Origin of the sequence: Hoeflea sp. TYP-13, from assembly GCF_040932035.1 — a bacterium.
GTDB lineage: Bacteria > Pseudomonadota > Alphaproteobacteria > Rhizobiales > Rhizobiaceae > Hoeflea_A.
The window spans coordinates 2,052,907-2,066,378 of the sequence record NZ_JBFRBB010000001.1; the positions used below are offsets into that span (position 1 = coordinate 2,052,907).

Genomic DNA, 13,472 nt, shown 5'->3' on the forward strand with positions numbered 1-13,472 from the left:
ATTTGATGCGGTCCGCTGTAGGGAACCGCCCATTCCACACGTGAAGCATGGGTATGGCCGGGAGAAATCCGGTCAATCCCGCCGGTGGCAGCACGTCTGCTGACGCTTCACGGAGGTATAACCGGAAAAGGAGACAAGGCATGGCTTTGCCTGATTTCAGCATGCGCCAGCTGCTTGAAGCTGGTGTTCACTTCGGTCACCAGACGCACCGCTGGAACCCGAAAATGAAACAATACATTTTCGGTGACCGTAATAACGTTCACATTATCGATCTCGGCCAGACGGTTCCGATGCTCTCGCAGGCATTGCAGCTTGTCAGCGACACGGTTGCCGGAGGCGGCAGGGTTCTGTTCGTCGGTACCAAGCGTCAGGCCTCGGAACTCGTTGCCGATGCTGCAAAGCGTTCAGCACAGTATTATGTCAACGCACGCTGGCTTGGCGGCATGCTGACAAACTGGAAGACGATTTCGCATTCCATTCAGCGTCTGCGCAAGCTCGATGAGCTTCTTGCCGCGGAAGCGCAGGGCTTTACAAAGAAAGAGCGCCTGAACCTGGAGCGCGAACGCGACAAACTTGAGCGCGCCCTCGGCGGCATTCGCGATATGGGTGGAACACCCGACCTGATGTTTATCATCGATACCAACAAGGAATCGATTGCCATTCAGGAAGCTAAGCGCCTGGGCATTCCCGTTGTTGCCATTGTTGATTCCAACTGCGATCCCGATCCGATCGACTTCCCGGTTCCCGGCAACGATGATGCGGCACGCGCAATTTCGCTCTACTGCGATCTCGTAGCCAAAGCTGCTCTGGACGGAATTGCACGTCAGCAGGGCGCCGCAGGTGTCGACATCGGAGCATCCGAAGAAGCACCGGTCGAACCGGCGCTGGAAGAAGCGGCTGCCGAGGAAACCGGCGAACCCGCCGCTGAAAAAGCAGAAGCACCCGCTGAAGAAGCTGCAGCACCTGCCGAAGAAGCAGCGACACCTGCCGAAGAAACACCGGCTTCCTAGGGCGGATTACACATGGTGTGTCATGCGCATGCTATGTGTAGCTGATTTTGGAACCACCATTAACGAGGCACACCCGGTAGGGGTGTGCCGTACTTTTGCAAGAGGCGATTATGAGCATTTCTGCATCTCAGGTTAAAGAGCTGCGCGAAAAGTCCGGCGCAGGCATGATGGACTGCAAAAAGGCGCTGACAGAAAACAACGGCGACATGGAAGCAGCCATCGACTGGCTGCGTGCCAAAGGCATTGCCAAGGCTGACAAGAAGTCCGGCCGCACCGCCGCCGAAGGACTGGTTGGTGTTGCAGCCGATGGCAACAAAGCTGTTGTTGTCGAGATTAACTCCGAAACCGACTTTGTCGCGCGCAACGATGCTTTCCAGGATCTGGTGCGCGGAGTAGCCGCCGTAGCGCTGGAAACGGACGGCACGCTGGAAGCCGTGTCCGCCGCTACCTATCCGGCCACCGGCAAGTCGGTATCCGACAGCGTGACCGATGCGGTCGCGACAATTGGCGAAAACATGAACCTGCGGCGCAGTGCCATGCTTTCGGTCGATGAGGGCGTTGTTGCCAGCTACATCCACAACGCAGTGGCTGGTGGCCTCGGCAAACTCGGTGTGCTGGTTGCACTGAAATCGTCCGGCAACACTGAAGCGCTTGCGGCTATCGGCAAGCAGGTTGCCATGCATGTTGCGGCAACCAACCCGCTGGCCGTAACGTCAGCTGACGTGGATGCGGATGTTGCCGATCGCGAACGGGCGATTTTCAGTGAGCAGGCACGCGAATCGGGCAAGCCGGAAAACATCATCGAAAAGATGGTGGAAGGCCGTATGCGCAAGTTCTTCGAGGAAGTTGCGCTTATGTCGCAGAGCTTTGTCGTTAATCCGGATCTGACCGTTGAAGCGGCGATCAAGGAAGCTGAGGCTGCTGTTGGCGCACCCATTTCCGTCGTCGGATTCGTCCGCTTCCAGCTTGGCGAGGGCGTCGAGAAGGAAGAAAGCGACTTTGCTGCAGAAGTTGCTGCAGCCGCAGCCGGCTGACTAGTCACCACAATTAAGTGAAAATGCTGGGGCATCGCGTGACAACGCGGTGCCCTTCGTGTATCCGGCTTTCAATGCAGCTCACGGAAAGTCAAATGTCCCAAAAACCCATCTACAAACGTGTTCTCCTGAAAGCCTCCGGTGAAGCCCTGATGGGGGAACAGGGATTCGGCATTGATGTGGCCGTTGCCGATCGAATCGCTTCCGACATTGCTGAAGCGCGCGCCATGGGTGTGGAGGTCGGTGTCGTGGTTGGCGGTGGAAACATCTTCCGCGGCGTAGCCGTTGCTTCAAAAGGCGGTGACCGGGTCACCGGTGACCACATGGGTATGCTGGCCACCGTCATTAACGCACTGGCGCTTGCAACGTCGCTTCGCAAGCTTGGCATCGACACAGAAGTCCTGTCCGCCATTGCAATGCCGGAAATCTGCCAGAGCTTTTCTCAGCGCGCCGCACTTCATCACCTCGAAAAGGGTCGAGTGGTGATCTTTGCCGGGGGAACAGGCAATCCGTTCTTCACGACCGATTCTGCTGCGGCACTCAGGGCGGCCGAAATGGGCGCTGAGGCGATATTCAAGGGAACCCAGGTCGATGGCATTTATTCGGATGATCCGAAGAAAAATCCGGATGCCCGCCGATATGACACACTGACTCATGACGAAGTGCTCGATAAGGGGCTTGCAGTGATGGACGTTGCAGCAGTAGCCTTGGCCAGGGAAAATGCTATTCCGATTATTGTATTTTCCATTCACGAAAAGGGAGGATTCGCGGCGATCCTGAACGGCGGTGGACGTGCCACTGTTGTTAACGACAGCTGATAGCGGCAATTGCCCGCCCTAGGGATGCGCGGAATTCCAGGTTTGCGTCGATCTGTACTTGTTGTGTCAGGGCTGTTAGGCGTGGTGTAAGGTAAGTTCGGGTTGCTGTTGCTGACCCGTAATGGATTGGAGAGTTTCAGACGATGAGCGAAGGTGCAGATTTTGCCGATCTCAGGCGCCGTATGGATGGTGCGATATCGGCTTTCAAAAGTGATATTGCCGCACTGCGAACCGGCAGAGCATCGGCGAATGTCCTCGATCCCGTATCAGTGGACGCCTATGGGACAAAAATGCCGCTCAATCAGGTCGCCAATATCTCCGTTCCCGAAGCGCGTATGATTATGGTGTCGGTTTGGGACAAATCCATGGTCGGCGCCGTTGAGAAAGCGATCCGCGAATCAAACCTCGGCCTGAATCCGGTCACTGACGGTAGCAATTTGCGCATACCGCTGCCGGAACTCAACGAGGAGCGACGAAAGGAGCTCGTGAAGGTTGCACACAACTATGCTGAAAATGGCCGTGTGGCTATCCGGCATGTGCGTCGCGACGGAATGGACGCTCTTAAAAAGGCAGAAAAGGACGGCAACCTCAGTGAGGACGAGCACCACACCCAGGCAGACCAGGTTCAAAAGCTGACCGACGAGATGATTGCGGAATTGGACCGGCTTCTCAATGACAAAGAAGCAGAAATCATGCAGGTATAACGTGCCGAACGAATCCTTGGCGAAAATCCGTCTTGAAGCTTAGGGCAGGGCTCGATCTTTGAACACGCCTCAACATGTCGCCATTATTATGGATGGCAATGGACGATGGGCCGAAAGACGTGGCCAAACGCGGACTTCCGGCCATCGAAAGGGTGTTGAAGCTGTGCGCGGGGCCGTCAGGTCTGCGGGTGAGCTTGGCGTGAAGTACCTGACATTATTCGCATTTTCGTCGGAAAACTGGCGACGCCCTGAGGACGAAGTCAACGATCTAATGGGCTTGCTTAAGGTGTTTATCCGCAGAGATCTAGCCGAATTGCACCGCGAGAATGTGCGGGTTCGCATCATCGGTGACCGCCAGACCCTGAAACACGACATCTTGGCGCTGCTCACAGAGGCTGAAGACCTTACCCGTAACAACCGTGCGCTCGAACTCATAATCGCGTTCAACTATGGCGGCAGGGACGATATTGCGCGTGCGGCGCGCCTGTTGGCCTCAAAGGCGGCCCGCGGCGAGATCGACCCGGCAAGCATATGTGAAGAAACGATCAGCGCCGCACTGGATACAGCTGACATACCCGATCCGGATATGATTATTCGGACGAGCGGCGAACAGCGTATTTCCAATTTTCTGATCTGGCAGGCGGCCTATGCGGAGTTTGTTTTCCTGCCCTGTTTGTGGCCGGATTTCGACCGCGCTTCATTTGAAGATGCTCTGCGCGAATTTGGCAGCCGCGACCGGCGCTTTGGCAATGTGGCCGAGCGTGATCTGGCGCTGGGTTCCTGATGCAAAGTGAAGTATTTGTAAGAACGGCATCAGGCGTAACATTGGGTTTGGTCGTTCTCGCACTGACCTGGTACGGCGGCCTCGCTTTCAAACTCCTTTCCATCACCATCATGGCGCTTGTGTTTTTCGAGTGGTTTCGGATTGTACAGACGAAATCGCTTAGTATGGCGATTTGGGGGATCGGCTGCTGCACTATTGCTGTTGCCGGATTGTGTATTCTCGCCGGTTGGGGCAGCGTCGGCATAGCAGTGACCGCCGCAGGCGCTGTGCTGGCACTTCTCTTGCGGGCTCTTGAGGGCAGGGACTACTGGCCTGCGGTGGGCATCATTTATTCTGGTTTTTTTGGCGTCGCCTTTGCCGAGTTGCGCGATTCGGGTGCATATGGTTTTGCTGCACTGATATTCCTTTTTGCCGTGATCTGGTCGACCGATGTCTTTGCCTTTTTTGGAGGGCGGCGCTTTGGGGGGGCGAAGCTTGCACCTTCGATTTCACCCAAGAAGACCTGGTCAGGTTTTTTCAGTGGTCTGGTCGGTGGCATAGTGATTGGGACCATAGCGGCGGCAATGCTGACGAATTCGAGCCTTGTCTGGGTGGCTCTGCTGGCTGCGATCTTATCTGTTGCCGGTCAAATGGGTGATCTGTTCGAATCCGGCTTCAAACGGCGCTTCGGGGTCAAGGATTCCGGTGCTCTGATTCCGGGTCATGGCGGTGTAATGGACCGGGTAGACAGCGTCATTTTCGCCGCTTTCTCGGCCTATGTTATAGGTATAGCGCTTCCGGGACACCAAATCTCGCCTGAAGGTGGCAACGGAATAGCGTTGCAGCTGCTTGGGCCCTGAAGATTTAGGGACTTATAGAATGGAATTTTTCGTTTCGATTTACAGCTTTTTGATCGGCTATATCGTCCCATTTTTGATTGTGCTGACGCTGGTCGTATTCGTACACGAAATGGGGCACTACCTGGTTGGACGCTGGTGCGGCATCCGCATCATGACATTTTCAGTCGGTTTCGGGCCGGAACTTGCTGGTTTCAATGACAAACATGGGACCAGGTGGCGGCTGTCGGCAGTGCCCCTGGGCGGTTATGTCAAGTTTTTCGGAGACGAGAACGCTGCCAGCGCGACGGATTTCGACGGTGTCAATGCGATGAGCGAAGCGGACCGTTCCCGTTCCTTCGCCGGCGCTAACGTCTGGAAGCGGGTTGCCACAGTTGCGGCTGGGCCTGTCGCCAATTTCATTCTAGCGATTGCGATATTTGCAGTCATGTTCAGCCTGTTCGGCAAACCTGTGGCGGATCCCGTCATAGCACAGGTTCAGCCAGGCAGTGCAGCAGAAGAGGCCGGACTGCAGCCAGGTGATATCGTGAGGGCATTGGATGGCACTCCGGTGATCACATTTGAAGACATACGTCGCTATGTGTCACCGAGGCCGGAGGTGCCGATTACGCTCACGCTCGATCGCGAAGGCCAAATCATCGAGATACCGATTGTGCCGCGCCGATCTGAGATTGAGGATCAGTTCGGAAACAAGATGGAAGTTGGCCTGATCGGGGTAGTGACCGATGCTTCCACTGCCAATTTTCGCCGACTCGAACTCGGCCCTGTCCAGGCCGTAGGCGAGGGAGTGAGCGCAAGCTGGTATATCGTTGCGCGAACCGTCGGGTATATCGGCAATATCATTATCGGGCGCGAAAAGCCGGATCAGCTTGGTGGCCCCATCCGCGTTGCGCAGGTCTCCGGCCAGGTGGCGACACTTGGTATTGGGGCGCTTTTGCAGCTGGCAGCGGTCCTGTCGGTCTCTATTGGATTCTTGAATCTTCTGCCTATTCCGATGCTCGATGGCGGGCATCTTGTCTTCTATGCGATCGAGATTGTGCGAGGCAAACCTGTGGGTGAAAGGGCTCAGGAAATCGCCTTCAAAATCGGTCTGAGTCTGGTTTTGATGCTGATGCTATTTGCCACGTGGAACGATGTAACAATGTTATTCGGCTAGCTAATTGCATGCATTTGTAATTATTGGTTGAATTTGAGTGGCGCTCGCGAAGTTATTCACGCTGTTAACAATTTGTTAGGCATGTTTTGAGGCCTTGCGTTGCGAAATCGCCACTTGTTGACAGTTAGTAAACAGAAATTAGCTCAGTGGCTTGCTTGTGGCGCAAAACACTGTAAAACGGCGGGGAGGCAGGAATCGCCTTTCTGATCGCTTTGGGGACGTTGGGATAAAGGGTAAAACAAGCCAATGAAGGCCGGTTCAAATTTACTAGGCGCATTATCTGCGCTTGCGCTCTCGTTTTGTATAGTAGTGAGCGGAGCGGGGGTGGCTTTTGTAGCTTCATCGGTGACAGCTCAAGCCGCCGTTGTCAGCACCATCGTGGTTAGGGGAAACCAACGGGTCGATGCTGAGACCGTGCGCGGCAACATTACGATTAAGCCCGGGATAAACTTCAATAAATCCGATATCGACGAGTCGATCAAACGCCTCTACGCGACACAACTTTTTTCCGATGTACAGATAAATCAGCGTGGCAATTCGCTGGTTGTGGACGTTGATGAGAACCTGATCATCAACCAGATCGTCTTCAACGGAAACAAGAAGATCAAGGACAAGCAGCTCGAAGCCCTGGTCCAGTCAAAGCCGCTTGGGCCGTATGACGAGATCACAGTTGAGTACGACGTCGACGCGATTCGCGATGCCTATGACCGAATCGGCCGGAGTGATGCCACCGTTACGACTCAGGTCGTCAACCTGTCCGGTGGCCGCGTTAATATCGCTTTTGAAATCAGCGAAGGTGATCGCACCAAGATCGCCCAGATCAATTTTGTCGGAAACAAAGCCTATTCTGATGGCCGTCTGGCGGATGTTATCGCTACGAAGCGTTCCGGGATCCTGTCATTCCTGTCACGCAAGGACGTGTACGATCCGGACAAGCTGAGAGCGGACGAAGAGCTGCTTCGCCGGTTTTATTATAACCGCGGATATGCAGACTTCCGCATCATCTCGTCGACGGCAGATCTTGATCCGGCAAGCAACGACTATGTCATTACCATCACGATTGATGAAGGCGAGCGCTACACATTTGGCGACATCGAAGTTGAAAGCACTGTAGCTGGTATTGATGCCGAAGCCGCCAGACGACATCTCCAAAGCCGAACCGGTGCTGTTTACAGTGCTGAGAAGGTTGAAGAGTCGATCATTTCTATTTCCGAGGCTGCTGCTGCTGACGGTTACCCATTTGCTCAGATTACGCCGCGCGGCAATCGTGATTTTGCCAACCGCACCATATCGGTCACCTACCTGATTGATCAGGGGCAGCGCGCCTATATCGAGCGTATTGAGATTCGCGGAAACACCCGAACCTCGGACTACGTGATCCGGCGTGAATTTGACATCAGTGAAGGCGATGCCTTCAACCAGGTGCTTGTGCGTCGCGCCAAAAGGCGGCTTGAGGCGCTTGGCTACTTTAAATCCGTGAACATAACCACGTCCCCTGGATCTGAGCCGGACCGTGTTGTGGTGATTGTGGACGTGCGCGACCAGTCAACGGGTGAATTCTCGATAGGCGCCGGATATTCCACTGGTTCTACTGGTGCGACCGCCGAAATTGGCATCACCGAGAGAAACTTCCTCGGTCGTGGCCAGTATATCAAGATTGCCGTCGGTGGTGGGCAGAACACCCGCAGCTATACCTTCTCGTTCACCGAGCCCTATTTCCTGGGATACCGGTTGGCCGCCGGATTTGACGTCGCACGGACCGAAGATACTTCGCAGGACAATTACGATATCGAAACGACGTCGGTCACATTCAGGGTTGCAGCCCCGATTACGGACCGTGTGAGAACTGTTCTGGCCTATACCTACTCTCAGGAGAAGTATACACCTGAAGCTGGCGCGACATTCTCGACGCCTATCCAGGATGCGATCAACAACAGTCCTTGGATCAAATCTTCGATCTCAAACTCGCTCATCTATGACACCATTGATGACAAGACCCTGCCTCGTGAAGGTATCTTTGCCCGGATGACTGGTGAATTTGCCGGTGTTGGCGGAGACGCGAAGTTCGTCAAGATAACGGGTAAAGGTACATATTTTCATCCGCTGTCGGATTATGGCGACATCATAGGATCGGTGACCGCGGGCGGTGGATATGTCGCGTCGACATCTGGGCAGCTGCGTGTGTTTGACCAGCTGTTCATCGGTGGCGAAACAATCCGTGGTTTCGATTCGCAGGGCATTGGCCCGCGCGATACCAATGGCGACGCGCTCGGTGGCACGACATTCTTCAACGCTTCGGCAGAAGTTGGCTTCCCGTTGCCAATCCTGCCGCGTGACTTCGGCTTGCGTGGTGCCGTATTCGCCGATGCGGCAACCCTTTACGGAAGCGATCTGAATCTGGCCGGAACCACAGTCAACGGCCTGGACATGCAGTGGCGTGCGTCTGTGGGCGGTAGTGTCATCTGGGCATCGCCATTTGGGCCACTGCGGGTCGATTTCGGTTTCCCTGTCGTCAAGGAGCCCTTCGACAAGACGCAAACGTTCCGCTTCGGTACATCCGGACGGTTCTGATAGTAAACAATTCGGTCGGTGCCAGGCGCGCGATGCGCTGATCGCACTACCTAGTGGCAGGGCCTGTCTCGGTATGACGGGCCCTGAGTTCTTGTAAGATGGAAGATTGTCGCTTTTTTCCCCGGCACGGCGGTATCAAACTCTCCGAGTTGGCAGAGGCTATTGGTGCGGAGCTCATTGACGCATCGGCATCCGACAGCACTGTAACAGGTGTTGCGCCGCTATCGCGCGCCACAGCCGCTGACCTTACATATATTGCGTCCAAAAAACATGCCGACTGGCTTGCCGAGCTTAAGGCTATGGCAGTCATATGTCCGCCGAACCTGGCGCAGCTGGTGCCCGCCAAATGCGCCACCCTGGTGGCTTCCAAACCACAAATTGCTTTTGCCCGGGCAGCGCAGCTTCTATATCCCGACGCTCAGAAGCCCCAGGGCTACTGTGTCACCGAAAGGCTTTCTGCGCAGGCCAGCATTCATCCGGATGCCCACCTCGAAGATGATGATGTGGTCGTTGAAGCTGGGGCAGTCATCGGAGCGGGGGCGCAGATCGGGTCTGGAACGGCGATTGGTCCGGGCTCTGTAATTGGTCCGGGTTGCCGTATTGGCAGGAACTGTGTCTTGTCAGCAGGTGTTACGGTTCAACACGCTTTGATTGGCAACAACGTGGTGCTCCATCCAGGGGTTCGGATTGGCCAGGACGGATTTGGATATGCGCCCACCGAGACGGGGCTCTTGAAAATCGTTCAGATTGGCCGCGTAATCGTGCAGGACAATGTGGAAATTGGAGCCAACACGACGATCGACCGTGGTGCGCTTGATGATACTGTCATCGGTGAAGGAACCAAAATCGACAATCTGGTCCAGGTTGGTCACAACGTCCGAATTGGCCGATTCTGCGTCATTGTAAGCCAGGTTGGCATTTCCGGCAGCGTGACGATCGGCGATGGTGTCATGCTTGGCGGCAATGTCGGCGTTAATGGCCATCTGACAATCGGAAATGGTGCGCAGATAGCAGGCATGAGCGCAGTCGCCGGCGACGTTCCACCCGGTGCAAGATGGGGTGGAATACCCGCACGCCCCATGAGGGCGTTTTTGAAAGATGTGGCAGAATTGAACGCAAGAGCTTTCGGCAGAAAAGGGAAGAAAAAGGGTACGGCAAATGAGTGACGATAACAGCAATGTGCTTGAAAGCGCTGATCTATACGAGATCATGGAATTGTTGCCGCATCGCTATCCGTTTTTGCTGGTCGACAGGATCATCGACATAGACGCGGACAATTCGGCGACCGGCATCAAAAACGTGACGGCAAACGAACCGCAATTCACCGGACACTTTCCTTCAAATCCGGTAATGCCTGGTGTGCTGCTGATAGAAGGCATGGCGCAGACTGCTGGTGCGATTTGCGCCCGCACGCAAGAAGCCAAGTCAAATCTGGTGTACTTCATGACGATCGACAATGCACGGTTCAGAAAGCCGGTTCTTCCGGGCGATCGTGTTGAATATCATGTCAATAAAATAAAGCAGCGTGGAACTATCTGGAAGTTCCATTGCGATGCAATAGTGGATGGAACAAAGGTGGCTGAAGCTGACGTCGGCGCGATGCTTGTGGCTGAAGAAGGTAATGCATAATGATCGCGGCTTCCGCCAGAATTCATCCTACATCCGTCATCGAGGACGGAGCGAATATCGGTGAAAATGTTGAGATCGGCCCGTTTTGCTTCGTCGGTTCAGCCGCCACGCTGGACAAGGGGGTTCGCCTTTTCAGCCACGTCGTCGTCACCGGCAAAACTACGGTAGGAGCAGGAACGTCGGTTTTCCACGGAGCGGCCCTTGGTGCCGAGCCGCAGAATGTGAAATACCGTGGAGAGGAAACCGAGCTTCATATTGGTACAGATTGTGTGATCCGCGAAGGCGTGACGATGCACACCGGCATGCCCGATGCGGGCGGTCGGACGACAGTTGGCGACAATTCGCTGTTCCTTGCATATTCTCATGTCGCGCATGATTGCCATGTTGGCAGCCACGTGATCCTTTCCAACAATGTCATGCTTGGCGGCCACGTTACGGTTGGCGACAGGGTCATAATGGGCGGCGGTGCCGCAGTCCATCAGTTCTGCCGTATCGGACACCATGCTTTCATAGGAGGCCTCGCCGCCTGCAGCCTTGATGTCATTCCGTTCGGAATGCTGAACGGAAACCCCGGGATATTGGGCGGACTGAACATTATCGGCATGTCTAGGTCCGGGATGGACAAGGCTGAGATTCACACTGTCCGCCGTGCCTTCAAACAGATATTCCACGGTGAAGGAACAGTGCGGGGAAATCTTGCGGTCATCAGGGACGAATATGAGAATATTCCGGTGTTGGCAGATCTTTTTGAATTCATCGATGGGGAAAGCCATCGGGGGCTCGCTTCTGCCGCAAAGGAAAAAAGGGTGTAGTCCCGATGAAGCCGGGCGGCCAACAGCCTGAAGGAAATGCGCGATTGGCCATTATTGCCGGACGGGGCAGGTTGCCGCTGGACATTGCACGCGCAGCCAGAGGCAATGGCGATAATCCCTTCATCATTGCTCTCGAGGGCGAGGCCTCCGATATACCTGCTGAATTCGATCAGGCCCGCGCCGGGCTCGGTGATGCTGCGCGAATATTTTCTCTCCTGAACAAAAACAATATCGACCGGGTCGTCATGTCGGGCGGTGTCAACCGGCGTCCGGAAATCGGAGAATTGCGGCCGCCTTTGCGGCTGTTGCGGTTTATTCCGCGCATAATCAGAGCCCTTTCGCAGGCGGGCGACGACAAGTTACTGCGCTCAGTAATTTCGATTATTGAGGCGTCGGGCTGCCGTGTTGTGGGCGCGCAGGAAGTGGTTCCGGGCCTGCTGGCGCAATTGGGCTCTCTTACAAACAATAAACCTGGTGCCAAGGACTGGGACAATATCGCAGCAGGCTGCGCCGGTGCGAACGCGCTGGGTGCACTCGATGTCGGGCAGGGCGCCGTGGCAGTGGGCGGACGCATTGTTGCGCTGGAGGGCGCGGAAGGGACGGACGCAATGTTGACGCGGGTGGCCGAATTGCGCGAAAAAGGCCGAATTTCAGCCAATCGAATGGGGGTTCTTGTCAAACTGTGCAAGCCGCAGCAGGACGAACGGGCGGACCTGCCGACCGTTGGCCCTGATACTGTCCGAAACGCCCACGCGGCCGGCCTGTCTGGAATTGCGGTTGATGCCGGCCGCGCATTCATTCTTGAACGTGATCTGGTCGTTGAAGAGGCCGACCGGCTTGGTTTGTTTGTGGTGGGTGTCGACCGGGACAATCCGGTAGCCGGAAATCCGGACTCGCCGAAATGACGGAATTTACGCCAAAACTCAAATTGGCAATTATCGCGGGGGAACCGTCCGGCGATCTTCTCGGTGCGGATCTGATCGAAGCGCTGACTAAAAGGCGGAGCCCCGGCGCGATTGAATTGACCGGTGTCGGCGGGGAGGCCATGGCTGCGCAGGGGCTGCGGTCGCTTTTCGATTATCACGATCTGTCGATCGTCGGCGTCAGCGCGATCGTTGCCCGACTTCCCAAATTGCTGACGCATATTCACCGGACCACCAAGGCAATCATCCAAGCCGACCCGGACCTGCTCGTTATCATCGACAGCCCGGCCTTCAGTCACCGCGTCGCAAATAAAGTACGCAAGGCCCGTCCTAACCTTCCAGTTGTCAATTATGTGTGTCCCACCGTCTGGGCATGGAAACCGGAACGGGCGTCAAAAATGACGGCCTATGTCGACCACATTCTTTCAATTTTTCCCTTCGAGGCGGATATCGTGTCGCAACTCGGCGGTCCGCCATTGACCTATGTCGGACATCGGCTGGCATCGGACGCCTCCATGCGGGCGGCCATATCCAGGCAACTGGAACGCCGCAAGGTGAAGCGCGTCAAAAACGAACCGGTTGCAGATAAACCGCTTTGTCTGGTTCTTCCGGGATCGCGAAATGGCGAGATCAAACGATTGCTGCCGGATTTTGCCCAAACCGTTCACCTGCTTGCTGAGAGGATGCCGCAGACGCGATTTCAGATTCCGACGCTGCCGCGCCTCGAAGCTTCAATTCGCGCTTCTGTTTCCGATTGGGCTGTGCCTGTAGAAGTAACGACCAGCTCCGAGGATAAATGGAAAGCGTTTTCAGAGGCCGATGTCGCGCTGGCGGCATCCGGGACGGTGCTGCTGGAACTCGCACTTGCCGGGATACCGTGCATTTCGGCCTATAAGCTCGACCCGTTGGCCAAGCTGATTATGTCACGCGTATCCGCGTGGACCGTGGCGTTGCCAAATTTCATTGCCGATTATCCGATCATCAACGAGTACATTAATGAAAGCGTCAGGCCTGCACTGATTGCGCGTCGCCTTGGGCGCCTGTTGCATCAATCATCCGAGCGCGAAGAAATGCTGATCGGTTTTGACGCTGTGCGCGATGCTATGCAAATCGATCGGCAACCGGCAGAAATCGCGGCTGATGTTGTGAACGGGATTCTTGAAAATTCCCATCGGAACTGACCCCGGGCGCTCCG

General features: G+C 55.5%; 13 protein-coding genes. All 13 read left to right on the forward strand.

Going from position 1 to position 13,472, the window contains the following annotated elements; all coding sequences use genetic code 11:
* The first annotated feature begins 140 nt into the window (after positions 1-140).
* The 13 genes from rpsB (at position 141) to lpxB (ending at position 13,458) form a co-directional block, all read left to right on the forward strand.
* Positions 141-1,010 (forward strand): 30S ribosomal protein S2, encoded by an 870-nt coding sequence (rpsB, locus tag ABVT35_RS09845; RefSeq protein WP_368466157.1) that lies wholly within the window; start codon positions 141-143, stop codon positions 1,008-1,010.
* 110 nt (positions 1,011-1,120) lie between these two features.
* On the forward strand, positions 1,121-2,044 hold the full coding sequence (gene tsf, locus ABVT35_RS09850) for a translation elongation factor Ts (protein WP_368466158.1): 924 nt from the start codon (positions 1,121-1,123) through the stop codon (positions 2,042-2,044).
* 95 nt (positions 2,045-2,139) lie between these two features.
* Positions 2,140-2,862, forward strand: coding sequence for a UMP kinase (pyrH, locus tag ABVT35_RS09855; protein WP_368466159.1), 723 nt, complete (start codon positions 2,140-2,142; stop codon positions 2,860-2,862).
* A 143-nt stretch (positions 2,863-3,005) separates the two neighbouring features.
* Positions 3,006-3,566, forward strand: coding sequence for a ribosome recycling factor (gene frr, locus ABVT35_RS09860; protein ID WP_368466160.1), 561 nt, complete (start codon positions 3,006-3,008; stop codon positions 3,564-3,566).
* 58 nt (positions 3,567-3,624) lie between these two features.
* Positions 3,625-4,350 (forward strand): isoprenyl transferase, encoded by a 726-nt coding sequence (locus tag ABVT35_RS09865; RefSeq protein ID WP_368466161.1) that lies wholly within the window; start codon positions 3,625-3,627, stop codon positions 4,348-4,350.
* A complete protein-coding gene (locus tag ABVT35_RS09870) occupies positions 4,350-5,189 on the forward strand; it encodes a phosphatidate cytidylyltransferase (protein WP_368466162.1) in 840 nt (279 codons plus the stop codon). Before ABVT35_RS09865 ends, ABVT35_RS09870 begins: the two co-directional genes overlap by 1 nt.
* 19 nt (positions 5,190-5,208) lie before the next feature.
* Positions 5,209-6,342, forward strand: coding sequence for an RIP metalloprotease RseP (gene rseP / locus ABVT35_RS09875; protein WP_368466163.1), 1,134 nt, complete (start codon positions 5,209-5,211; stop codon positions 6,340-6,342).
* Between the two features lie 246 nt (positions 6,343-6,588).
* On the forward strand, positions 6,589-8,913 hold the full coding sequence (gene bamA, locus ABVT35_RS09880; RefSeq protein ID WP_368466164.1) for an outer membrane protein assembly factor BamA: 2,325 nt from the start codon (positions 6,589-6,591) through the stop codon (positions 8,911-8,913).
* Between the two features lie 98 nt (positions 8,914-9,011).
* Entirely contained in the window at positions 9,012-10,079 is a 1,068-nt protein-coding gene (lpxD, locus tag ABVT35_RS09885) for a UDP-3-O-(3-hydroxymyristoyl)glucosamine N-acyltransferase (protein WP_368466165.1), read from the forward strand.
* Complete coding sequence (fabZ, locus tag ABVT35_RS09890; RefSeq protein ID WP_368466166.1) at positions 10,072-10,542, forward strand: 3-hydroxyacyl-ACP dehydratase FabZ; 471 nt, start codon at positions 10,072-10,074, stop codon at positions 10,540-10,542. The genes lpxD and fabZ overlap by 8 nt, the downstream gene beginning before the upstream one ends.
* Complete coding sequence (gene lpxA / locus ABVT35_RS09895) at positions 10,542-11,354, forward strand: acyl-ACP--UDP-N-acetylglucosamine O-acyltransferase (RefSeq protein WP_368466167.1); 813 nt, start codon at positions 10,542-10,544, stop codon at positions 11,352-11,354. Before fabZ ends, lpxA begins: the two co-directional genes overlap by 1 nt.
* 5 nt (positions 11,355-11,359) lie before the next feature.
* Positions 11,360-12,259: an LpxI family protein gene (locus tag ABVT35_RS09900; RefSeq protein ID WP_368466168.1), complete on the forward strand. Its 900-nt coding sequence runs from the start codon at positions 11,360-11,362 to the stop codon at positions 12,257-12,259.
* Positions 12,256-13,458, forward strand: a complete 1,203-nt coding sequence (gene lpxB / locus ABVT35_RS09905) for a lipid-A-disaccharide synthase (protein ID WP_368466169.1) — start codon at positions 12,256-12,258, stop codon at positions 13,456-13,458. Before ABVT35_RS09900 ends, lpxB begins: the two co-directional genes overlap by 4 nt.
* Positions 13,459-13,472 lie beyond the last annotated feature (14 nt).

What these genes read in the sequence shown, in the direction of transcription:
- bamA (WP_368466164.1), top strand. Translation starts at nt 6,589, where the DNA reads ATGAAGGCCGGTTCAAATTTACTAGGCGCATTATCTGCGCTTGCGCTC.
- rpsB (WP_368466157.1), top strand. Translation starts at nt 141, where the DNA reads ATGGCTTTGCCTGATTTCAGCATGCGCCAGCTGCTTGAAGCTGGTGTT.
- lpxB (WP_368466169.1), top strand. Translation starts at nt 12,256, where the DNA reads ATGACGGAATTTACGCCAAAACTCAAATTGGCAATTATCGCGGGGGAA.
- tsf (WP_368466158.1), top strand. Translation starts at nt 1,121, where the DNA reads ATGAGCATTTCTGCATCTCAGGTTAAAGAGCTGCGCGAAAAGTCCGGC.
- fabZ (WP_368466166.1), top strand. Translation starts at nt 10,072, where the DNA reads ATGAGTGACGATAACAGCAATGTGCTTGAAAGCGCTGATCTATACGAG.
- pyrH (WP_368466159.1), top strand. Translation starts at nt 2,140, where the DNA reads ATGTCCCAAAAACCCATCTACAAACGTGTTCTCCTGAAAGCCTCCGGT.
- rseP (WP_368466163.1), top strand. Translation starts at nt 5,209, where the DNA reads ATGGAATTTTTCGTTTCGATTTACAGCTTTTTGATCGGCTATATCGTC.
- lpxA (WP_368466167.1), top strand. Translation starts at nt 10,542, where the DNA reads ATGATCGCGGCTTCCGCCAGAATTCATCCTACATCCGTCATCGAGGAC.
- lpxD (WP_368466165.1), top strand. Translation starts at nt 9,012, where the DNA reads ATGGAAGATTGTCGCTTTTTTCCCCGGCACGGCGGTATCAAACTCTCC.
- frr (WP_368466160.1), top strand. Translation starts at nt 3,006, where the DNA reads ATGAGCGAAGGTGCAGATTTTGCCGATCTCAGGCGCCGTATGGATGGT.
- ABVT35_RS09870 (WP_368466162.1), top strand. Translation starts at nt 4,350, where the DNA reads ATGCAAAGTGAAGTATTTGTAAGAACGGCATCAGGCGTAACATTGGGT.
- ABVT35_RS09900 (WP_368466168.1), top strand. Translation starts at nt 11,360, where the DNA reads ATGAAGCCGGGCGGCCAACAGCCTGAAGGAAATGCGCGATTGGCCATT.